The 22470-nt window shown below is 71.5% G+C and carries 19 protein-coding genes; 14 read left to right on the top strand and 5 right to left on the bottom strand.

Translation table 11 applies throughout. From position 1 onward, the window contains the following. Positions 1–66 precede the first annotated feature (66 nt). Both ACSMXO_RS09000 and ACSMXO_RS09005 read right to left on the bottom strand, forming a co-directional pair. Positions 67–3909: a S8 family peptidase gene (locus ACSMXO_RS09000; RefSeq protein WP_455417353.1), complete on the bottom strand. Its 3843-nt coding sequence runs from the start codon at positions 3907–3909 to the stop codon at positions 67–69. A 698-nt stretch (positions 3910–4607) separates the two neighbouring features. After that, positions 4608–7481 (bottom strand): helix-turn-helix transcriptional regulator, encoded by a 2874-nt coding sequence (locus ACSMXO_RS09005; protein ID WP_455417354.1) that lies wholly within the window; start codon positions 7479–7481, stop codon positions 4608–4610. 286 nt (positions 7482–7767) lie between these two features. On the opposite strand from ACSMXO_RS09005, the gene map reads away from it, so the two are divergent. Then, the gene (gene map, locus ACSMXO_RS09010) at positions 7768–8625 is read left to right on the top strand and encodes a type I methionyl aminopeptidase (RefSeq protein WP_346255948.1); all 858 of its coding nucleotides are present in this window, start codon (positions 7768–7770) and stop codon (positions 8623–8625) included. A 30-nt stretch (positions 8626–8655) separates the two neighbouring features. Continuing rightward, the gene (locus tag ACSMXO_RS09015; protein WP_346255949.1) at positions 8656–9366 is read left to right on the top strand and encodes a VIT1/CCC1 transporter family protein; all 711 of its coding nucleotides are present in this window, start codon (positions 8656–8658) and stop codon (positions 9364–9366) included. Between the two features lie 39 nt (positions 9367–9405). Here the strand turns inward: ACSMXO_RS09015 and ACSMXO_RS09020 are convergent, their stop codons facing one another. The 3 genes from ACSMXO_RS09020 to ACSMXO_RS09030 form a co-directional block, all read right to left on the bottom strand. Next, the gene (locus ACSMXO_RS09020; RefSeq protein WP_455417355.1) at positions 9406–9909 is read right to left on the bottom strand and encodes a nitroreductase/quinone reductase family protein; all 504 of its coding nucleotides are present in this window, start codon (positions 9907–9909) and stop codon (positions 9406–9408) included. A gap of 74 nt (positions 9910–9983) precedes the next feature. Beyond that, complete coding sequence (locus tag ACSMXO_RS09025) at positions 9984–10406, bottom strand: ferritin-like domain-containing protein (protein WP_346255951.1); 423 nt, start codon at positions 10404–10406, stop codon at positions 9984–9986. Between the two features lie 34 nt (positions 10407–10440). Beyond that, a complete protein-coding gene (locus tag ACSMXO_RS09030; RefSeq protein ID WP_455419203.1) occupies positions 10441–10896 on the bottom strand; it encodes a hypothetical protein in 456 nt (151 codons plus the stop codon). Between the two features lie 244 nt (positions 10897–11140). On the opposite strand from ACSMXO_RS09030, the gene rimP reads away from it, so the two are divergent. The 12 genes from rimP to ACSMXO_RS09090 all read left to right on the top strand — a co-directional run bounded on the left by rimP (position 11141) and on the right by ACSMXO_RS09090 (position 22394). Further along, positions 11141–11830 carry a ribosome maturation factor RimP gene (rimP, locus tag ACSMXO_RS09035; RefSeq protein ID WP_346255952.1) on the top strand — a complete coding sequence of 230 codons (690 nt, stop codon included), beginning with the start codon at positions 11141–11143 and terminating at the stop codon, positions 11828–11830. After that, entirely contained in the window at positions 11827–12882 is a 1056-nt protein-coding gene (gene nusA / locus ACSMXO_RS09040) for a transcription termination factor NusA (RefSeq protein ID WP_346255953.1), read from the top strand. Before rimP ends, nusA begins: the two co-directional genes overlap by 4 nt. A 48-nt stretch (positions 12883–12930) precedes the next feature. Beyond that, entirely contained in the window at positions 12931–13242 is a 312-nt protein-coding gene (locus ACSMXO_RS09045) for a YlxR family protein (RefSeq protein ID WP_455419204.1), read from the top strand. A 93-nt stretch (positions 13243–13335) separates the two neighbouring features. Next, the gene (gene infB / locus ACSMXO_RS09050) at positions 13336–16323 is read left to right on the top strand and encodes a translation initiation factor IF-2 (RefSeq protein ID WP_346255955.1); all 2988 of its coding nucleotides are present in this window, start codon (positions 13336–13338) and stop codon (positions 16321–16323) included. Between the two features lie 128 nt (positions 16324–16451). Then, complete coding sequence (locus tag ACSMXO_RS09055; protein WP_346255956.1) at positions 16452–16745, top strand: DUF503 domain-containing protein; 294 nt, start codon at positions 16452–16454, stop codon at positions 16743–16745. Between the two features lie 163 nt (positions 16746–16908). After that, positions 16909–17403: a 30S ribosome-binding factor RbfA gene (gene rbfA / locus ACSMXO_RS09060; protein ID WP_455417356.1), complete on the top strand. Its 495-nt coding sequence runs from the start codon at positions 16909–16911 to the stop codon at positions 17401–17403. After that, positions 17400–18485, top strand: a complete 1086-nt coding sequence (locus tag ACSMXO_RS09065; protein ID WP_455417357.1) for a DHH family phosphoesterase — start codon at positions 17400–17402, stop codon at positions 18483–18485. Before rbfA ends, ACSMXO_RS09065 begins: the two co-directional genes overlap by 4 nt. 52 nt (positions 18486–18537) lie before the next feature. Then, a complete protein-coding gene (locus ACSMXO_RS09070) occupies positions 18538–18945 on the top strand; it encodes a hypothetical protein (RefSeq protein WP_346255958.1) in 408 nt (135 codons plus the stop codon). Continuing rightward, positions 18942–19151 carry a DUF6186 family protein gene (locus ACSMXO_RS09075; RefSeq protein ID WP_101370376.1) on the top strand — a complete coding sequence of 70 codons (210 nt, stop codon included), beginning with the start codon at positions 18942–18944 and terminating at the stop codon, positions 19149–19151. Before ACSMXO_RS09070 ends, ACSMXO_RS09075 begins: the two co-directional genes overlap by 4 nt. Before the next feature lie 723 nt (positions 19152–19874). After that, positions 19875–20186: a hypothetical protein gene (locus ACSMXO_RS09080; RefSeq protein WP_346255959.1), complete on the top strand. Its 312-nt coding sequence runs from the start codon at positions 19875–19877 to the stop codon at positions 20184–20186. Positions 20187–20238: 52 nt separating this feature from the next. Further along, positions 20239–21876 carry an alpha/beta hydrolase gene (locus tag ACSMXO_RS09085; protein WP_455417358.1) on the top strand — a complete coding sequence of 546 codons (1638 nt, stop codon included), beginning with the start codon at positions 20239–20241 and terminating at the stop codon, positions 21874–21876. Further along, entirely contained in the window at positions 21876–22394 is a 519-nt protein-coding gene (locus tag ACSMXO_RS09090) for a hypothetical protein (RefSeq protein WP_346255961.1), read from the top strand. Before ACSMXO_RS09085 ends, ACSMXO_RS09090 begins: the two co-directional genes overlap by 1 nt. Positions 22395–22470 lie beyond the last annotated feature (76 nt).

The following is a 22470-nucleotide window of genomic DNA, read 5'->3' on the forward strand; positions in this document are numbered from 1 at the left end:
GGGACGTGCCCCGGAGGTCTGGTCTCCGGGGCACGTCGCCTTGGTGGTAATCGGTCGATCGGCGGGTTACTTGGATGGCTGGTACCGATTGGCGCTGAGGGCGAACGCCCGGTCGACCCGTTGCTCGACCCGGTTGCCGTCGACGTCCCAGGCTTCCACCTTCAGGCTGACCGCACCGGAGGTACGGTTCACCGCCGGGTAGCCGGTGAGGACCTGGAAGCTCCGGCCGTCACCATCACCCCGACCCTTCGGCAGCACCACCGCCCGCTGCCAGGTCTTGCCGTCGTCGAGGCTGGTCCACACCTTCATCCCGTCGATCCGGGGCATCGCCTCGATGGACTGCCCGTTGTATGCGGTGACAGTGAAGGTGTGCAGGCCGGGTGCCTTGACCGTGTTGTTGAGCTGGAGGTCCTTGCCGAGGTCGTAGCGGAGGAAGACGAACGGCTCCGGATGACACGGGTTGTGCCCGTAGCCGCGGCTGAGCCAGCACAGGGTGCCGGGTTTGGCGGTGGCCCGCTCCGGATGCTCCGACTTGAACGTCCAGGTCGTGGTGGTGTTGTTCAGATCCCGCTTGGACTCGGTCAGCCGGTAGGTGCCGGGCTCCTGCGGAAGCCGGAACACCGGGAGGAACCCTTCCATGCTGAGCGGGATCTCCTGGCCGCCCTCCCGGTGCAGTCGGACGGCACTGTTCCAGACGTCCTCCGCGGCGTGGAGGCTTCCGGTGATCCCGACTGTTCTGGGATAGATCAGGTCGCCCTCGCGACACCCGATGCAATCCCGCGCCCCGGTCTTGTGGGCGGGGTGGACGAGCAAGTCGGGCGGCAGCGAAGGCGCGGCTCCCGGGGCCACCGGGGCGGTGCCCCAGCGCTCGGTGGTCTGCCCCGGCCGGCCGAAGACCCGAGCAGCCGCCTCTAACCGGACCTTGGTTCCGCTGGCGTCACGGTAGAAGACCTCGCTCCGGCGTACCATCCGGGGGTCGACCGGGCCGAAGTACTGGGTCCGGGTCTGCGGCACCGCGAATTCGAAGTCAGAGCTCGCGCCCGGTTGCGCGCCCGGCTTCGACGCTTCGTCACGCGAAAAGGACGGTCCCGGCTGGGTGGCGTGGAAGGTGCTCTCCACCCGGGCGAGGTCACGCTCGCCGAACCGGTGATCCAGCGACGTGGAGACCTGCTGGTCGTGATAGAGCGAGAGCTGGTAGCTGTATCGGATGTTCGGGTCGCTGGTCAGGCCGATGGTCACCGTGCCCTTCCGGACCAGGTCCAGCAGCCGCTTGCCCTCGTCCCGTTGGATCTGGACCTCCGGTAGCAGCAGCTTCTGCTCATCTGGAATGACGGTCGAGTTAGCCGGCGTTGTGGGCGCCATACTGAGCCGGTGGTGCTCGTAGCCGGGTGGCGGGTTGGAGAAGGCGATGACGCCGATCGCACCGGCCCGGTGCAGGTTGTTGAGCCGGTCCACCCACAGTGCGAGGTCGGGGGTGCCATCCGGCGGGGTGTTGCCCGCACCCCACCGGTCATCGCCCCACTGGAGCAGGGCGAGCTTGCCGCGCAGATCGTGTCCGGCGATGTCCTCCGGGTCACCGAACCCGGCATCGACCAGCTCGAACGTCCCGTTGCGGGTGAACGGCAGCCAGCCGCCGGCCCAGTCAAACGCACCCGGATCGAACGTCAGCCCCCGGTCGGCGTGGGCGCGAAGCATCGGCTGCAATGCCAGGTCGTTGGCGCCGCGCACCCGCATCGAGGCCGGTGGGTTCGCCAGCGTCCACTGGCTGGAGAACTGGAACTCCCCCACCGTGACGCGTTCGGTCGGGGTCACCCACAGCTTCGTCTGGGCCCACGTGATGCTGCCGGTGGTGCTGATGGTGGTGATGCTGCCGTCGGCGTGGCTGCGCTCGTAGTTAACGGAGAGGGCGTACGGTGCGGCCGGTCGCGGAGTGGCGATCGATATCGGTCGGGCCTGCCGGCCGTCGAGGATGACTTCGGTGCCTCCGGTCACCGTGATCTGCGGGTCGATGAGGTAAGCCGAAACCTTCCGCCCCGCAGTGCCGTCGTGTCCTGTCAACCCCGCCATCACGCTGTAGGTGCCCGGCCGGACCAGCGCCTGGTACCGACCCACGCCGACCGAGGTGACGTCGGTGATCTGCTCACCCGGGACGTCCACCGCTTGCACCCTCGGCCGGATGCTGGGGACGGCCGGTTGGCCGTCCGGGCCGAGGACCTGAACGGTGAACGCCACCCGGCGGTCCAGCCCGACCGGGGTGGAGAGCCGGACCCCGCTCGCCTCGTCAGCGGCGACCACCGTGCCGCTGTAGGTCTCCAGGCCGAGCCTGCCGACGTTGAGGATGACCGTGGCGGTGGCGGCCCCTCCAGCCGGCACGGTGAGCGTGCCATCGACGGTCAACGCCCCGTTCGGTGCTGGCTCACCCGCCATACTCCGCAGACTCGGCGTCAGCGTCAGCTCGACCGGCTGGTCGGTCAGGTTCCGATAGGTAATCCGCTTGCTGACCGGGTCGGAACCGGTATCCCCGGTGATCCGACCGAAGTCGACATTCGGGGTGGTGGCGAAGACTTCCTGGTCGACCGCCCGCGCCGCATTGACTCGCCCAGCACCCTGCTCATAGACGCTGTGCCCGGCGTCGTGGGCGGTGCTCATCAACGCCGCCTTCAGCTCCGGACCGGTCAAGTCCGGGTACCGCTGCGCCAGAAGCGCCGCCGCACCCGACACATGCGGAGTGGCCATCGACGTACCGTTCGCCGAGGTGTAACGGGCGTCCACCGGCGTACCCAGCGTGGTCCCCGCTGCACGGGCGGCGACGATATCCACCCCTGGGGCGGCAATGTCCGGCTTCAGCGCCCCGTCCAGTCGCGGGCCTCGGCTGGAGAACCGCGCCATCTGGTCCCGCTTGTCGGTGGCCGCCACCGTCAACGCCGCCTCCGCCGTACCCGGCGACCCGACCGTCTGCGCGTTCGGCCCGTCGTTACCGGCGGCGATCACAAACAGGGTGCCGGTGCGCGAGGTCAGGCTGTTAACCGCCTGACTCAACGGGTCGGTGCCGTCCGTGCAGCAACCACCGAGGCTGATCGAGACGATGTCGGCGTCCTGCTCGGTGGCGGCCCACTCCATCCCCTGGAGAATCGACGACGTCGGGCACCCGTTGGTGTCAAAGCACACCTTCGCGGACAACAGCCGTGCACCCGGCGCCACACCCTTGTACCGGCCACCGGACGCGGCACCGGACCCGGCGATGGTGGACGCCACGTGCGTCCCGTGACCGTGCCGGTCCCCGGCGTCAGAGCCCGGAATGAAACTGACCGCCGTGGCGACCTTGCCCGCCAGGTCGGGGTGCGTGGCGTCGACACCGGAGTCGAGCACCGCGACATTCACCCCGCTACCGTCATACCCCGCGCTCCAGGTAGCGGGAGCACCGATCAACGGCACGCTTTCGGCCAGGCTCAACTCCAGCTCGCGGTCCAACCACACCTTTCCCACTCCAGCGGCCAGCACCGACGGACCCGCTGGCCTCGGTGCCACCGTGAACGAACCCGACCCGGCGCCAGAACGCGGTGCCGACTTCGGGGCCGTGGGCGCCGCCTCGGCACCGCGCAGCCGGTGCCAGAACTGCGCCGCGGTCTTTTTCTCCACCGCGACGCCGGCACCGTTGATGCTGGGCAGCGCGACCGCCTTGCCGGGAGTGGCGGGCAATTGCTCCACCCGCTCCGTCAACAGCTTTGCGGCCAGCGGCGCACTGCCGCCGGGCCGACCGGCTGGAGCCGGATAGGTAACGATCACCGGAAGGTGACCAGCATCGGCATCGGCATAGCCATGCTCGGCCAGATACGTGACGTTGAATAGATCCCGATCCAACACTCCGGCGGCAATCGCCGGCAGCACATCCTCGGGGAAGATGTACACGCCATCGGGCCCGGACTCTGTCTCGAAGGACGGCACACCAGCGAAGCCCGACCGTGGGGCCGCCTTGTCGACCGCGACACCGTACCGGCCAGGGGTACCGGTCAACGTAACCCGGTCGCCCGTGATCAGTGTGATCGTGGTGGAACCAGCACCGGCCGGCGCGGTCAGATCTGGGCTGGGCGCCGCAGGTGCGGCCGGCGCCGCCGCAGCCGGACCGGTCGGCGCAGCCAACACGGCGGCAGCCACGGCCGCCACCGTCGCGAACGCGGCAGCTCGCGGCGGGCGAGGCCGGGAACGGCGGTGCCGCCGCCCGGCCGATCGATGGAAGTTACCTCTGATCACCGTGGACTCCATCTCTTCTCCTCCAATCGGCCGTTCGGCAGGTGCACCGCGGTGGGCCGAAGCGACGCACCGTCACACCTCGACCCAGCCGTCGCCCAATCCGGGCATCTGCTCAGGTACGTCGGGGGCGCGCTTACCGGACCTGGACGGCTTGACATCCTCAGGCGGAGATGGGTCCGGGAGGCTCCTGGTACCCAGGTCGTGGCCAGGGTCGTCAAGTAGGTCGGGCTCCGCTGCTCGGCCCTCGCGCGGATCTTCGGCGTCGTGCACACGGTCAGGGTGCGGCCCAACACCTCGCCGTACCTATGGGAAAAACTCCCCATTCCTACCGGCGGCGTTCGCCGACCTGTGCTGAGCTACCCGTCGACCGCGTCGCGCAGATGACGGGCGAGCGCGGTACGCGTACGCAGGCCGAGCTTGCGCAGCGCGGCGCTGAGGTGCTTGTCCACCGTCTTCGGGGACAGGAACAGTTCGGCGGCGATCTCCCGGTTGGTGCGACCTGTGGCCGCCAGGTCGGCCACCTCGCGCTCCCGCGGCGAGAGTGCCGAGCCGTATCCGCGCGGGCCGCCCCGGTGCCGGGCCGGCAGCGACATCCCCCACTGGCGGGCGATGCTGGCCGCGCGTTCCAGGTCCCACCGGGCGCCGAGACCGTCGAAAGTGGTCATCGCGGTACGCAGCACTTCCTCGGCCCGAGGATCTCCGACCTCGAACAGGCACATCGCGGCCTGTTCCCTGGCCTGCGCCGCCTCGTACGGACAGAGCAGCGACTCATACCGCTCGGCGGCGGCAAGAAAGTGCCGGCCACCGGCGGGCCAGCGCCGCTCGGCCGCGTCGAGGAAACCCCGGGCATGGTGCAGAGCCGCCCGGGCCAAGGGCACGTCGAGGCCCCGTAGTTGCCGGGCGAACCGGATCAGGAACAGGCGCGCCTGGTCGACCCGCCCCGCTGCGACCAGCGCCTGCAGCACCGAGGGCAGTGCTCGCACCGCCGACGCCCAGACGCCGCTGGACTCGGTCAAGGCGACGAACCGATCGAGCCCAGCGAGAAACTGGTCCGGGTCGCCACGGGCCACCGCGAGTCGGGCCGACGCCGCTACCGGAATGGCCAACACGTCGAATGCGTAGTGCCGTTCGAGCTGTCGCACCAGGCGGGTTAGGCGGCTCTCGGCGCGGTCCAGGTCGCCATTGGCGAGGGCGAGGCAGCCAGCGACCACCTCACCGTCAAGGTGGTTGCGGGACGACTTGGCCGCCTCGATCAGCGGCTCAACTCGCTCGCCCAGCCCGCCCCACCTGCCCTGGCAGTAGTCCAGCAACGCCAGGGCGATCTGGATCCGAAGCTCCAGGAGCTCGTTCTGCGCAGTCGCCGCGCCCTCCCGGGCCCGGTCCAGCAGCCGGGCCGCGACCGCATGATGCCCGGCCCTGCACGCGTCCAGCGCGACCGAATGGTAGGCGTTCACCTCCCGCGGGTGCCGCGGCGTGCCGCCCGTGCAACGCACGATGCGATCGGTCACCGGGCGCCACTGTGGATCACCCATTGGTGCCAGCACCATAGCGACCTTGCCGAGCAGGAACACCTCGACGACCGGATTCGCCACCTCGGGCAGGATTTGCAGCGCCCGGTGCAGCCACATCTGGTGCTCCGCGGCCGGCACTCCGAGTGACCGGGGTATTCCGAGCCCCACCATCGCCCATGCCTTCAGTTCGGGCCGGTCGGCGAGATCGGCCAGCGCCTCGGCGAACAGCTCTCGTTGCAGGTCGTGGCGTTCGAACGCGTCGTACAGGATGGCCAGAGCGAAGCGCAGCTCACCGCGGACCGCCGCGGGCTGGTCGTGCTCCAGCGCCGCAGTCAGCAGGTCGATCACCTCGGGGTCCTGCCGAAGCGACTCCAGCGCTGCCCGGCCCAGCTTCACCGCGATGTGCCCCTGCCGCGCGGTGTCGAGCGGCGCATGACGCAGCACCTCGGCCAGTAGCCGGACCGCCTCGGCATCGTCGCCGAGCGCGACGGCCTGGTCGGCGGCAATTTCCGCAGCCGCCACCCATTCGGTCAACCGGCCCGCCCGGCGCAGGTGGTGGGCCACCTGTCCCGCCGGCATCGGACGCAGCTCCCGCAGTGCTTCCGCCGCCCGAGCGTGCAGTTCACGCTGGCGAGGCCCGGTGATACCCCCGTACACCGCCTGTGCCGCCAACACATGGCGGAACCCGACCGTGGTCGGGCGATAATCGGCCAGCAGGCCCGACGCCAGGCCCTCGGTCAGCCCGTCCGTGGCATCGGCCGTCGACAGTCGCGCCACGCTCAGCAGGAGCGACTCTGGAAAGGGTGTCTGCAACACCGCCGCGGCCTCCACCACCGCCTTCGCCGCAGAACCGAGCCGGCTCACCCGCTCTCGCACCGGGTCTCGAATACCGGCCGGCACGTCCAGGTCACTCAACACCCGGCGGGCCCATCCTCCGTCATGCCGGATCAACGTTCCCCGCGCGTGAAGGAGTGCGACAAGTTCCTGAATCGCCAGCGGCAGCCCCGACGCCCGTTGACACAGGTGAACGGCGAACTCCTCGGAGACCCGGTCAATCCCGAGCATTGCCGCTGCCATCGTCCCGGTAGCCGGCGGATCCAGCGGCGCCAATGCGATCCATGCCCGGCGCACCGTCTCTGGCAGTCGCACGGTCACCGCCCGTACTCGCGGGGCCGCCTCCTCACCCCGCATGGTAAGAACGATCGACAGGCCCGACGGCGGTACGGACACCAGGTAGTCGAGGAACTCGACGCTCTGTTCATCCGCCCAGTGCAGATCCTCGATAACCAGAATCGCTGGGCCCACCGCGCCGAGCACCTCCACCAGCCCACGGAACACCTGATGCCGACGCGTAGCACGATCAGCAACCGGCTCGGGAGGCGGTGGCAGCATCCCGGTCAGCTCTGGAAGCAACGGCCGCAACGCGCCCGCCACCGGGGAAAGTTCCACACCTGCCAGCGCCTCGCCGAGGCCGCGTACCGCTTCCACCAGCGGTCCAAGCGGGAACGGCTCGCGAATCTGGCGGCACGCGCCTACCAGCACCCGTCGACCTGCTAGCAGCGGATGGGCCATCAGTTCGGTCACCAGTCGGGTCTTGCCGATTCCCGCCTCGCCCTCCACCGCCACCACCGCCGGTGACGCGGACACCACAGACACCAGCCGGTCGAGATCGTCGTCACGTCCGACCAGTGGCGGCATTACCGATCGTGGCCCGGTCATCGAGGGCGGCCCCGGGCTCGGACACACTCCCACCGACCGCGACGGCCCAGTACGGTCGTTGACGGCTGGTCCGTCCCCTGCACAACCAGGAAGCTAGTGGTCGGACGAAACAAGGGTCAAGATCTAAATTGCGACCGCCGGCTACCGCTGGCACGACCAGCGCCACCTCGGTCCCGCCCGGTTGCTGGCCAGCCTCCGGCGCGTCGGGATGCCGCTGGCCCAGATCTTCGGTGGCTGCCTGGCCGGACGGATGAGCGGTCCCGGTCCCGGCGATAGGCTGGAGGTCATGACCGTACGTGCACCGCTGACCCCTGGCACGCTCTCCCCGTGGCGCCAGGTGCCGCCCCACATCGTCCGCCCCGAGTACGTCGGCAAGAAGCGGCCGAAGGAGTGGCGCGGCTCGCACGTGCAGTCGGCCGAGACGATCGAGAAGATGCGGGTCGCCGGCCGGATCGCCGCCCAGGCCACCCAGCTCGCCGGCGAGCACTGCAAGCCCGGCGTCACCACCGACGAGATCGACCGGGTGGTGCACGAGTTCCTGATCGACCACAACGCCTACCCCTCCACCCTCGGCTACAAGGGCTTCCCCAAGTCGTGCTGCACCAGCCTCAACGAGGTGATCTGCCACGGCATCCCGGATTCGACCGTGCTGATGGACGGCGACATCATCAACGTCGACGTGACGGCGTACCTCGACGGGGTGCACGGGGACACCGACGCCACCTTCTGCGTGGGCGAGGTGTCCGAGCCGGCTCGGCTGCTGGTGGAGCGGACCCACGAGGCGATGATGCGGGGCATCCGGGCGGTCGCTCCGGGCCGGCAGATCAACGTGATCGGCCGGGTCATCGAGTCGTACGCCAAGCGGTTCGGCTACGGGGTGGTCCGGGACTTCACCGGGCACGGCATCGGCGAGGCGTTCCACAGCGGGCTCTACGTGCCGCATTACGACAGCCCCCGGCCGACCGACGTGATGGAGCCGGGGATGACCTTCACGATCGAGCCGATGATCACCCTCGGCACCCACGAGTACGACATGTGGGACGACGGCTGGACCGTGGTCACCAAGGACCGGCGCTGGACCGCGCAGTTCGAGCACACCATCCTGGTCACCGAGGACGGCCACGAGATCCTCACGCTGCCGTGACGGACGCGCCCTCGTGACGGGCGGACACTCGTGACGGACGCGTCCACCCCGGTCAGCGAGCACCACCACGCGGACGTCTCCGGTGGCTGGCTGCGCCCCGCCGTGTTCGGCGCGATGGATGGCCTGGTCACCAACATCGCGTTGATCGCGGGCGTCGGCGGCGGTGGGGTCGCGCCGCGCAACATCGTGCTGACCGGCTTCGCCGGGCTGGTCGCCGGGGCGATCTCGATGGGGCTCGGCGAGTACACCAGCGTGCAGTCGCAGAACGAGCAGGTGGCCGCCGAGGTCGCCAAGGAGCGCCGCGAGCTGGAGCGGAACCCGGCCGGGGAGGCCCGGGAACTCGCCGAGGCATGGGTGGAGCGCGGGCTGCCCCGGGACCTCGCCGAGCAGGTCGCGGAGGCGCTGCGGCACAACCCGGAGGAGGCGCTGCGGGTACACGTCCAGGAGGAGTTGGGCGTCGACGCCGACGAGCGGCCCAGCCCGTGGACCGCCGCCTTCTCGTCGTTCCTCTGCTTCTCGGTCGGGGCCGTGGTGCCGTTGATCACGTACCTGCTCGGCTTCTCCAGCCTGTGGCTGGCGCTCGGGGTGGGCGGTGTCGGCCTGTTCGTCGCGGGTGCGATCGTCGCCCGGTTCACCAACCGGAAGTGGTGGGTCAGCGGCGGCCGGCAACTGCTGCTCGGCGCGGCGGCCACCGCCGCGACGTACCTGGTCGGCCGGCTCATCGGCGTCGGCGTGACCTGACCGCGCCGGTGTCCGGGGGGTCCAGGTGCGGGGCGGCGGCTACTCCCGCCCCGGCGGAGACGTCCGTTCGAGCCGGAAGACGCGGATGTCCCGACCACCGGCCCGGCGGACGTAGGTCCGGTACGCCGGCCACTCGGCCACCAGCAGGTTCCACAGCCGCTCCCGCTCGGCCCCCTCGGTCAGCCGGGCCCGGACCGGTATCCGGGTGCCGTCGACGGTGACCGTGGCGCTCGGGTCGGCGAGCAGGTTGAGGGCCCAGGCCGGCTGCTCGGGGCGACCCCAGTTCGAGCCGGTCACCACGAAGGCGTCGCCGTCGCGCACGTAGAGCAGCGGGTTGCTGCGCGGGCGTCCGGACCGGCGCCCGGTGGTGGTGATCAGCAGCGACGGCACCAGGCCGAGGGCCACCACCCGGCCCCGGGTCAGCCTGGCGACCAGGCGGTCGGCCGGGACCAGTACCGGGGTGCAGGCGGCGAACCAGCGTGAGTGGCCGAGCCGGCGTACGGCCCGGCCGAACGCGGAGACCGGTCTTCCCAGAGCGGACATCGATACAGTGTGCCGGCTGACCGTCGTCCCGGTTCGCCCGCACCGTCATCCGTCTCGGAGGCGGGGCGTGCAGGTCAGGTCGGGCGGCCCGGGAACGGCACCGTGGCCGGGCTGACTCCGGCCGCCCTGCGCCACCGGGTGGCCCGGACCGCCGCGTCGGTGAGCCCGTCCAGCGCGCGGGTGCGCTCGGCACCCTCGGTCGCCGGCAGCGCGGCCCGCCAGACCGCCGCGGTGCGCTCCTCGACCTCGACCGCCAGCCGCAGTGCGCTCGCCTCGTCGGTGACCGCGAACGGCGGCGCGTACGCCGGCTCGGCCGCCGGTACCGGACCGCCCCGCTCGGTGAGGAGCAGCACGAGCTCGTCCCGCCGGCTGCGGTGTGCCGCCTCGGCGGAGCGGGCCTGCTCGGCGGCGCCCCCCTTCAGTCGTACCCCGATCAGCCCGTACGCGTAGATCGCCGCGTGCTCGGCGGCCAGGGCCGCCGCCAGTGCCTCGGACATCAGGCCGCCTCTCCCCGGGCGCCGCCGCGCCCGGTCACCGGAGCACCTCCAGGTGCGTCGCCCGAGCCGCGGCGATCGACCCGACCAGCGCGGCGCGGGCGGCCGGCGCCGCGGTGCAGGCCTTCGCGGCGGCGTCCCGGCCCTGCTGCTCGGCCTCCCGTAACTGCCCCAGGGTCTCGGAGACACCGCCGGCTCCGGTGCCGGGGGCCGGGGCGGTGGCGGTGGCGCTCGGCAGGGCGGTGCCGGTCACCCGGGACAGTTCGGCGGCGTGCGCGCGGTGTGCCTCGGCGACCGGGCGGAGCCGGTCGGCCAGCTCGGGGAACGCGGTGACCGCGGCCTCGTATCGGGCGGCGAGGTCGAGAGCGCCGGTGATCAACGGCGCCAGCGGGTCCGGCGGAGGCGGCGGGTCGGGCTCGCCGCCGAAGAGACCACAGCCGGTGAGGGGGCCGGTGGTACCGATCAGTGCCGCCAGGGCGACCGCCCGCACCACTTCGCGCCGGGACCGCCCCGCCGCGCCGATCGTCTGGTTCGTGTTGCCGGTCCGCACCCGGCAAGTCAACACCATCGGTACCGCCGGCGGGGTCGGCACGCTCACCACGGCCGGTCGTCGGTGCGCCGATCGGGCTCTCCGGCGGTCAGCGCGTTACGCTCTGCGCAGCCGCCGGGCGCGTCAGTCCGGTGGCACGCTGGTATGGCTGCCGGGCGGAGCCGGCGATCACGAGAGAGGGGCGGAGATGACGCAGCGTGGCCGGAACGCCGGTCGGCCCAGGACGGGTCACCGGGCTCCGGACCGTCCCCGCGAGGACCCGTCCGCGCGTCGGCTCCGGCTCCGTGCCGTGATCGAACCTGTGGTGACCGCCGCCGGCTATGACCTGGAGGACCTCTCGGTGTCCCGGGCCGGCCGGCGGTACGTCGTCCGGGTGGTGGTGGACGGCGACGCCGGGGTCAGCCTCGACGCCGTGGCGGACGTCTCCCGGCTCCTGTCCAAGGCGCTCGACCAGGCGGAGGAGACCGGCGGCGACCTGGTCGCCGGGGAATACCAGCTCGAGGTGAGCTCCCCCGGCGTGGACCGGCCGCTGACCCAGCCGCGGCACTGGCGGCGCAACGTCGGCCGGCTGGTGAAGGTGACCGTGCGGGGCCCGGGTGAGCACCCGGAGCGGGGCGGCGCCGACGAGCGGCCGCCGGCACCCGCGGACCGGCAGGTGACCGCCCGGGTGGTCGCCGCCGACGACGAGCGGGTGGTGCTGGAGACCGACGCCGGACCGGTCGGCTGGGCGTACCCCGACCTCGGGCCGGGCCGGGTCCAGGTGGAGTTCAACCGGCTGGACGAGATCGCCGACGACGATCCGACCGGTGCCGGCGATGATGACTATGACGACGTCGGCAACGGCGACGACGAAGATGTGGAGGGCGAGGAGCGGTGAACATCGACCTCGCGGCGTTGCGTGCATTGGAGCGCGAGCGGGAGATCCCGTTCGACACGATTCTCGCGGCGATCGAGACCGCGTTGCTGACGGCGTACCGGCACACCGAGGGGGCCCAGGCGCATGCCCGGGTCGAGATCGACCGTAAGACCGGCGCCGCCCTGGTGTACGCCCAGGAGCAGGACGCCGAGGGTGCGGTGATCCGGGAATTCGACGACACTCCGCACGACTTCGGCCGGATCGCCGCGATGACCGCCAAACAGGTCATCCTGCAACGGCTTCGCGAGGCCACCGACGAGGTGCACTTCGGCGAGTACGTGGGCCGGGACGGCGACCTGGTCACCGGGGTGGTGCAGGCGCACGAGGCGCGCAGCGAGAAGGGCATCGTCTCGGTCGACCTCGGCAAGGTCGAGGCGGTGCTGCCCCAGGCCGAGCAGGTCCCCGGCGAGTTGTACGAGCACGGCCAGCGGATCCGCTGCGTCGTCGTACACGTCGTCAAGGGCTTCCGGGGCCCGCAGATCACCCTCTCCCGGTCGCACCCGAACCTGGTGAAGAAGCTCTTCGCCCTGGAGGTGCCGGAGATCGCCGACGGCACCGTGGAGATCGCCGCGATCGCCCGCGAGGCCGGTCACCGCACCAAGATCGCGGTCCGTTCCACCGTGCCGGGCGTGAACGCCAAGGGCGCCTGCATCGGCCCGATGGGCCAGCGGGTCCGGGCGGTGATGAGCGAGTTGCACGGCGAGAAGATCGACATCATCGACTGGTCGGAGGATCCGGCCCAGTTCGTCGGCAACGCTCTCTCGCCGGCCAAGGCGCTCCGGGTCGAGGTGGTCGACGCGGCGACCCGTACGGCCCGGGTGACCGTGCCGGACTTCCAGCTGTCGCTGGCCATCGGGCGGGAGGGGCAGAATGCCCGGCTTGCCGCCCGATTGACCGGTTGGCGGATCGACATCCGGCCCGACACCGAGCAGATGCCGAGCCAGGCGCCGGCCGGGCGGCAGGGCGGTCCTGATCACGCAGCCGAGGCGGACGGAGCGATCTCGGCCGGGTAGGGGTAGACTTTCTCAGTGGTACGACGCGCGGAGCCGGAGCGCACCTGTGTGGGCTGTCGGCGACGGGCGCCGGCCGGCCAGCTGCTGCGGATCGTCGCGGTCGGCGATGAGACTGGTCACAGCCTCCGACCCGATCCGACCCGTAAGCTGCCGGGGCGGGGAGCACACCTGCATCCCGACCCGGCCTGCTTCACGCTGGCAGTGCGGCGTCGGGCCTTCGGGCGGGCGCTGCGTATCGCTGGCGTACCCGACGCGAGTGAGTTGGCCGAGCACCTCCAAGGCGTCGACGACCACGACCGGCCATCCGGCCGGGCGGGATCGACGCAACGGAACCCGAGCAAGGTAGGACGACCGACATGAGCACACGATGAAGTCCCAGAAATGACCAGGCTTCAAGTGCACGAGTGAGGTCGCTGCGGGTGCTGCCCGCACGACCTCGGAGTGAGGAGTGCAGTGGCAGGCAAGGCCCGCGTACACGAGCTGGCTAAGGAGCTCGGGGTCGAAAGCAAGACCGTTCTCGCCAAGTTGAAGGAAATGGGCGAGTTCGTCAAATCAGCGTCCAGCACCGTCGAGGCCCCGGTGGCTCGGCGACTGCGCGGCGCCTTCGTCGCGTCCCCGGAGCCGGCGGCACCCGCCGCCGCCCCGACGCCACCGCCGGCACCCAAGGCGGCTCCGGCGCCGGGTCCGGGAGAGCCCAGGATCGCCGCGAAGCCCGGACCACCCCGTCGGCCGACGCCGCCGGCGAAGCCCAAGGGGCCGGTGCCCGGTCCGCCGCAGACGGCGACTCCGGTCGCCAAGCCGGCGAGCGCGCATGACATCGAGTTGGCCGCCGCCGAGGCGCGCGCGGCCGCGCTGAAGGCCGAGCAGGAGGCGACCGTCAAGGCCGCCCAGGCGGCTCGGCAGCAGCGCAACGACACGGTCCGGCGGGAACCGCCGGCCGACGGCGGCCCCACGAACCGGCCGAAGCCGGGTCCGAACGCCGTTCCGCCGCGTCCGGGTACCCCGTCGGGTGCCCGTCCCGCGCCGCCTGGCGCCCCGACGCCCGGCCCTGGCCGGCCCGGTGGCCGTCCGCCGGCGCGCAGTGGCGGTAACAACCCGTTCGGCATCACGCCGGGCGGGCAGCGTCCGGCTGCCTCGGGTGGGCCCCGGCCCAACCCGGCCAACATGCCGCCGAGGCCGAGCCCGGCCTCGATGCCGCCCCGGCCGAGCCCGGCGTCCATGCCGACGCAGCGGCCCGGTCGTCCCGGTGGCGGCCCCGGCCGTCCCGGTGGCGGTGGCGGTGCCGGTCGTCCCGGTGGCGGTGGCGGCGGCTTCCGCGGCGGCCCTGGTGGCGGCGGCGGTGGCGGCGGCTTCCGCGGCGGTCCCGGTGGTGGCGGCGGTGCCGGTGGCGGCTACCGCGGTGGCCCCGGTGGTGGCGGCGGTGCCGGTGGTGGCTACCGCGGTGGCCCCGGTGGCGGTGCGCCGGCCGGTGGCGCCGGTCGCCCCGGTGGTGGTGGCCGTGGCCGTGGTGGCGGTGCCGCGGGTGCCTTCGGGCGTCCGGGCGGCAAGCCGACCCGTGGTCGCAAGTCGAAGAAGCAGCGCAGACAGGAGTTCGACAACCTGTCCGCGCCGACCATGAGCTCGGGCGCCCCGCGCGGCCAGGGCCAGGTCATCCGGCTGCCTCGCGGCGCGTCGCTGTCGGACTTCGCAGACAAGATCAACGCGAACCCCGGTTCGCTGGTCCAGGAGATGTTCAACCTGGGCGAGATGGTCACCGCGACCCAGTCCGTCTCCGACGACACGCTCCAGCTGCTCGGCGAGCACCTCGGCTTCGAGGTCTCGATCGTCAGCCCGGAGGACGAGGACCGCGAGCTGCTCGCCCAGTTCAACATCGACCTGGACGCCGAGGTCGCCACGGACCGGCTGGTCAGCCGTCCGCCGGTGGTGACCGTCATGGGTCACGTCGACCACGGTAAGACCAAGCTGCTCGACGCGATCCGCAAGGCGAACGTGGTCGAGGGCGAGGCCGGTGGCATCACCCAGCACATCGGTGCGTACCAGGTGCACGTGCCGCACGAGGGTGAGGACCGGGCGCTGACCGTCATCGACACCCCGGGTCACGAGGCGTTCACCGCCATGCGTGCCCGTGGTGCCCAGGTCACCGACATCGTGGTGCTGGTGGTCGCCGCCGACGACGGCGTCATGCCGCAGACGATCGAGGCGCTCAACCACGCCAAGGCGGCGGACGTGCCGATCGTGGTGGCGGTCAACAAGATCGACAAGCCGGAGGCCAACCCGGACAAGGTCCGGCAGCAGCTGACCGAATACGGGCTGGTCGCCGAGGAGTACGGCGGCGACACCATGTTCGTCAACGTGGCGGCCAAGCCGGGCATCGGCATCGAGGAACTGCTCGAGGCGGTCCTGCTCACCGCCGACGCGTCGCTGGAGCTGACCGCTCCGATCGACGGGCCGGCCCAGGGTGTGGCCATCGAGGCGCACCTGGACAAGGGGCGCGGTGCGGTGGCCACGGTGCTGGTGCAGAAGGGCACCCTGCGGGCCGGCGACTCGATCGTCGCCGGTGGGGCGCACGGCCGGGTCCGGGCCATGCTGGACGAGAACGGCAAGCCGGTCACCGAGGCCGGCCCCGCGCGTCCGGTCATGGTGCTCGGTCTGACTGCGGTACCGGGAGCGGGTGACACCTTCCTGGCGGCCGAGGACGACCGTACGGTCCGGCAGATCGCCGAGCAGCGGCAGGCGCGGCGGCGGGCGGCGAGCTTCGCCAACTCGCAGCGGCGGCCGAGTCTCGAGACGATCATGGAGCAGCTCAAGGAGGGCGAGAAGACCTCGCTCAACCTGGTGCTCAAGGGCGACGGCTCCGGCTCGGTGGAAGCGCTGGAGGACGCGCTCTTCAAGCTCGACATTCCGGCGGAGGTCCAACTGCGGATCATCCACCGGGGCGTCGGTGCCATCACGGAGAGCGACGTCATGCTGGCCAGCGCCTCGTCCGAGGCGGTCACGATCATCGGCTTCAACGTCCGGGCCTCCAACAAGGTCCGGGAGATTGCCGACCGCGAGGGTGTGGAGATCCGGTACTACACGGTCATCTACCAGGCCATCGAGGAGATCGACGCCGCGCTCAAGGGCCTGCTCAAGCCGGAGTTCGAAGAGGTCGAGCTGGGTAGCGCGGAGATCCGCGACGTCTTCCGCTCGTCCAAGATCGGCAACATCGCCGGTTGTATCGTCCGGTCCGGTGTCATCCGCCGCAACGCCAAGGCGCGGCTGCTGCGTGACGGGACGGTCGTGGCCGACAACGTCACGATCAGCTCGCTCAAGCGGTTCAAGGACGACGCCACCGAGGTCCGTGAGGGCTTCGAGTGCGGTCTGACGTTGAGCAACTTCAACAACGTCCAGGTCGGGGACATCATCGAGACGTTCGAGATGCGCGAGAAGCCGCGCGCCTGAGCGAGTTCGATACCGGTGGCCGGAGCCCGTGGGGTTCCGGCCACCGGCCTGTCCGCCGGTCGCCTGCGGCGGCCGCCGCAGGCGAAACGCGGTGAACGGCAGGGGTGGAATGGCGTACCCTTCCCGCCGTGTATACCGGAACCGCCCTGTTCGACCTGCTGTTGCCTGGAGACTCGCGCTCCCTGAAGGCCAAGCGGTCCTACGTCCGCCCCATCGTCGCCGCATTGCGCAAGTTCGAGGTCTCGGCCGCCGAGGTGGGCGCGTTGGACCTGCACGGCCGGGCCCAGATCGCGGTCGCCCTGGTCGCCTCCGAACCCGAGCACGTCGGTACGGTGCTGGACGCCTGCGAGCGTCTGGTCGCCGGCCGACCGGAGGTCGAGTTGCTCTCCGTACGGCGCCGGTTGCACGGCGAGGAGGACTGAATCGGCGGCTGGCCAGGGGGTAATCGGCCGGTACGGCCAATGGCGACGGCGGCGGCGAGGCCGCAGGATGCGCGGGTAGTGTTTCCCAGGTCGGCCGGTCCGGCCGCGGCGCCCAGCGTCGCCGGTCCGGCCCGGAAGCGCAGATGGGCGTGGAGGTGCGGAGATGACGGACCAGGCCAAGGTGCGTCGGCATGCGGAGCGGGTGCGGGAACTGGTGGCGTCGGTGGTGCGTACCCAGATCAAGGACCCCCGGCTCGGCATGATCACCATTACCGACGCCCGCATCACCCCCGACCTGCGGGACGCCACCGTCTTCTACACGGTGCTCGGCGACGCCTCCGACCAGGCGGCCACCGCCGCCGCGCTGGAGAGCGCCAAGGGGCTGCTGCGGAGCACCGTCGGCAAGGCGCTCGGGCTGCGTCACTCGCCCAGCCTGACCTTCGTCCTCGACGACGTGCAGGACCAGGTCAAGCAGATCGACGAACTGCTGGCGGCGGCCCGTACCGCCGACGCGGAGGTGCAGCGGCTGGCCGCCCAGGCCGAGTACGCGGGCGAGGCGCAGCCGTACAAGCTCGACGCGGACGACGACGAGGACGACACCGACCACGGTCGGGACGAGGACCGGCCCCCGGCCGGGGACGGCGGAGGCCGGCGGTGAGCAACGCACTGCTCGCCGACGTGTCCCAGCCGGCCGCCGAACAGCCGACCGAGGCGGAGTGGGCGGCGGCGGTCTCCGCCATCACCCGGCTTCCCGCCGACGGCCGGATACTCCTGATCTGTCACGTCAACCCGGACGGGGACGCGCTGGGCAGCATGCTCGGCTTCGGGCTCGGGCTGCGCCGGCTCGGCGTACGGCAGCTCCAGGCCACCTTCCCCGGCCGTCCGGAGGTGCCGGAGCCGCTCCGGGCGATGCCCGGCTCCGACCTGCTGGTCCCGGCGACCGCCGCCGACCCGGACCCGGACCTGGTGATCTGCTTCGACGTCGCCGCCGTGTCCCGGCTCGGTGACCTGGCCGACCGGCTGGACCGGGCCGGCACCGCCATCGTGCTGGACCACCATGCCTCGAACACCCGGTTCGGCGGGATCCATCTGGTCGACCCGGACGCCGCCGCGACCTCGGTGGTGGTGGAGAAGCTGCTGGTCCGGCTCGGCGTGCCGCTCGACCAGGGGATCGCCGAGTGCCTCTACATCGCGCTGGCGACCGACACCGGCTCGTTCCGGTTCGACATGACCACCCCGGCGGTGCACGAGATGGCCGCCCGGCTGCTGGCCACCGGCATCCGCCCCGGGGAGATCTCCCGGCGGATCTTCGACACCCGGCCGTTCGGCGCGGTCCGGCTCTACGGCGACGTGCTGGGGCGTACCGAGCTGGAGCCGTTGGCGGCCGGCGGGCTGGGGCTGGTCTGGACGTACGCGACCCTGGACGACCTGGCCCGGCACGGGCAGCGCCCGTACACCCTGGAGCCGCTGATCGACTCGGTACGCTGCACCGCCGAGGCGGACGTGAGCTGCGTGCTCAAGCAGGTCGCCGAGGGGGAGTGGGCGGTCTCGATGCGCAGCAAGGGCGGCACCGACGTGAGCCGGGTGGCGGTGGCGCTCGGCGGAGGCGGGCACCGGCTGGCGGCCGGGTTCACCGGGTACGGGGCGGCGCCCGAGGTCGTCGACGCGATCCGGGCCGAGTTGGCCCGGGACGCCACGGCGGGCGGACCGACCGGTGGTGACCGGCAAGATCGGCAGTGACGCGGACGGCATCTAGCTTTCCGCCGGGCGGTGGCCCGGGGACAATCGGCTCATGGAACAGCAGCCGGAGCTCTCTGCGGATGTGCCCCGGGCCTGGGACCGACCGGTCGTCACGGTTCCGACCCTCACCGTTCTGTCCCTGATCGGCGGGCAGTTCCCGTCGTTCTCGACGCAGGCGAACGTCTACGCCATCGGCACCGGCGGCGTGCTGGTGTGGCTTGGGCTCTCCAACCGGGTGCCCCGGCGGCCGGTACCGCACCGGCTGCGGTCCGGCGCCGTCTGGTGGCTGCTGCCGGTACTCGTCTTCGGGGTCTTCGAGGCCAGCACCTTCATGCTCGGCTCCCGGGACGACTTCCCGACCTTCTCCAAGATCGCCGACCCGTTGCTGGACGACTCGCTGGTCCGTTCGGTCGGCTACTTCGCGTGGCTCGCCGCGTTCTGGGGATTGGTGCGTCGATGAGATACGTCGCGATCGCCGGGTTCACCGTGGCGCTGCTGCTCTTCGTGGTGGTCGAGTGGGCCGCCCGTCGGGAGGGCTCCCGGATCCCCACCTTCGGCGACGTCTGCGCCTACGTCATGCGATACGAGGTCGGCCCGGTGCCGGTCGGCCGGATCGCCCTGTTCGGCTTCTGGTGGTGGATGGGCTGGCACTTCTTCGCCCGCTGAACGTTTCCGGAACCCCAGTCCCGCGCAGGGCCGCGCTGACCAGCCGAGCCGCCAAGATCTGACGGTTCGTACTGTCCCGTATGGCGGGAATGCTGCACAGGATGTGGACCTGAACGATAATTTGGGTAAGGGAACTGAACGATACCTAGGGTTGTAGTCGCACCTGTCCCACCCGTGACCAGGTGTGGCAACCCGTCGCAGATCGCCTGCCTCCCAGGGTCAACCGACCCGGGGCTCACGCCGTCCCGGCCGTCTCGCCCGGAGATCCCGGACCCGCCGTACCGGCCGATCAGCAGGATCCCTGTCGCGGTGGACCGCGCCGTGCGGTGCCACCCACCCTGGAAGGAGCCACGTCATGGCCGCCAAGCCGACCAAACCCAAGCCGGAGAACACCGACGAGGCCCGCGAGCAGGCTCGTCGCGCACTCCAGACGTCGATGGACACCCGCCAGTGACCGAGTTCGCCAGCGGCGTGAGGCGCCAGATCCGGCCGCCGGCCGGACCCGTGCGCACCGATCGTCCTTCATGCCGGCCGACGAGCCGGCCGACTCCGCCCGCACCGGCCTGCCGGACGGCCTCGGACCGTCCCGGACAGCCGGTGCGGCCGTGTGTCGGGTGAGGACAGTTGACCAGTCCTAGCCGGCAGGTCGATGTTGATATATTGCTTCCCCAACGGGGCCCGGTCGGCCGGGTGACCGCCCCCGAGGTCTGACGGGGAGGCGTGATGACGCAGCCGGTGCGGGTCAACGTGCCAGGGTTGCGGACGGTGGGCGGCGAGATCGTCGGTCACGGCACCGAACTGAAGCGCAATGTCACGGCGGTCGAGGGTCAACTGGTGCCCCCGGGCGGGCCCGGGGTGAACGGCTGGGCCACCCTCGACGCGACGACCAGGGCCTCCGACGGCTGGGAGGCATATCTCAACGGGCTCGGCGGCCGGATCGAGGCGGCCGGACAGTCCCTGATCGACTCCGCCGACAACTACCAGGGCTCGGACCAGCGCGCCGGCCAGCGGCACGGCGGGATGCGGGTCCAATGAGCGCGCGGATCGGTCGACCTGATCGCTCGGCGTTTGACGGCGGGGCGCCCCGATGAGCGGCGTGACCTTCGAGATGGTGCTGAACGCCGACCCGGAGGCGTGGCGTAAGGCGGCGGCCGGCTGGGACCGGCTCGGCAGGTCGACCGACGAGCGGGCGGACGCGCTGGCGCTGTCGACTCGGCGGCTGCCGGACGTCTGGGAGTCCGGCTCGGCATCGCAGGCAGCCGGTGCGCACTGTGACGGTCTGCGCAAGGAACTCGACTCCGCCTTCCCACCGGTGCTGCTGATCGCCCAGGCACTCGCCCAGCACGGCACCGACGTCGCGGAACTGCGGGCCCGGGCCGAGGAACTGGTCGAGCAGGGCCGGGCCGCACACGTCACCATCAACCCGGACGGGTCGATGACGATGGACCCGGCGCACGCCAACGAGTGGACCGCGCGGTCGATGTCCAGCCTGGTGTGGCAGCGGGACGCGCTGCTCAAGGAGGCCGCCGAGCTGGACGCCCGGACCGCGAAGGCGATCGCGGAGAACACCGCGACCGCCTCCGGTACGCCATCGGCCAAGGTGGACAGGTCCAGCGTGCCGGCCAAGGGGACCGATCCGGCCGACGTGAAGAAGTGGTGGGACTCGCTCTCGCCGGCACAGCGCCGGTACGTCATGTCGGAGTACCCGGAGCTGATCGGCTCGCTCGACGGGGTACCGGTGGCGAGCCGGGACATCGCCAACCGGATCGTGCTGGACCGCGAACTGGACGGGCTGACCCAGCGCCGGGCCGACCTGGACGCCCGGGAGGCGCACATCCGGGCCATGGTCGAGCAGGGGCGCGGCGCGGAACTCTATCCGGACGCCGGCAACCCGGCCGGGGCGGCGCTGGCGGAACTGGAGAAGATCAAGGAAGAGCGGGAGCGGATCGACGGCAGCCTGCGCGGGCTGAACCGGATCGACGACCGGCTGGAGGATCCGGGCAAGCCGCGGGCGTACCTGATCGGGCTCTCCACCGCGGACGACGGCCGGGCGATCGTCTCGGTCGGCAACCCGGACGCCGCCGACAACGTGCTGACATACGTTCCCGGCACCGGCGCCGAACTGTCCAAGGTGGGCGGCGACATCGATCGGGCCGACCGGATGGCCCTGGACGCCAAGCGGGTCGACCCGAGCCAGGAGACCGCCTCGCTGCTCTGGCTCGGCTACGACGCGCCGGACTCGATCGCCTGGAACGCACCCTTCGACGGCTCGGCCGAGGGCGGTGCGCCGGAACTCAACCAGTTCCAGCACGGCCTGCGGGCCACCCACGACGGAGAGCCCTCCCGCAACGTCGTCCTCGGGCACAGCTACGGTTCTACGGTGATCGGGCACGCCGCCACCGGCGCCGGGATCAACGCCGACGCGGTGGTCTTCGTCGGCTCGCCCGGGGTGGACACCAACTCGGCGACGGAGCTGAAGGGCGTCTCCCCGCACGAGGTGTGGGCGACCAGGGCCGAACACGACGCCATCAAGCGGGTACCCGACTGGGACCTCGCGCACGGCAACGACCCGACCCGGGAGGACTTCGGCGGCCGGGTGTTCAGCAGCAACCCGGGCGACCCGGACGACGAGGGGGCGACCCACTCGGCGTACTGGGACGACGGGAACCTGGCCCGGGAGAACATCGCGTACATCGTGACCGGGCAGAACGGCAAGGTCACCTGATGGCCGCGCGGCGCTGGCGCACCGGCGTACTGGCGGCGGCCCTGATGGCCGGCCTGGCGACATCGGCATGTGGAGGAGACGAGGACGTGCAGCCCACCGTCACCGCCGTACAGGCGGCCCAGCGGGTCGAGGAGATCCTGCGGGAGGCACATTCGCAGCTCCCGCCCGGCGCCGAGCTGAAGCCGTTCGGCGACAGCGGCACGCTGCCGTGCGACGACCCGACCGACGGTGGCCCGGCCGGCCGGGTCTTCGTGGAGCAGCAGTACGAGGTGGTCTTCCCGGCGAACTGGCCCGCCGACCAGGCGTTGCCGAAGCTGGCCGACTACTGGCAGCAGCGCGACTACAAGGTGGTCAACGACCTGCGGGAGCGCAGCGATCCCCGGCTGAGCGTCGAGGACCCGGCCGACGGCTACCGGATCAGCGTCACCGTCTACAACCGGGCGCCGGGGTCGGTCGACATCTATCTGATCGGCAGCTCACCGTGCGTCTGGGAGCACGGCACGCCCGATCCGCAGTGAGGTAGCGGTCGGCCCACCCCTGGTCGGCCAGATCGGTCCGCACGTCGAGGTCGCACCGCCGGCGCTGCCGGTCGCC

This window comes from Plantactinospora sp. DSM 117369, from assembly GCF_053764795.1.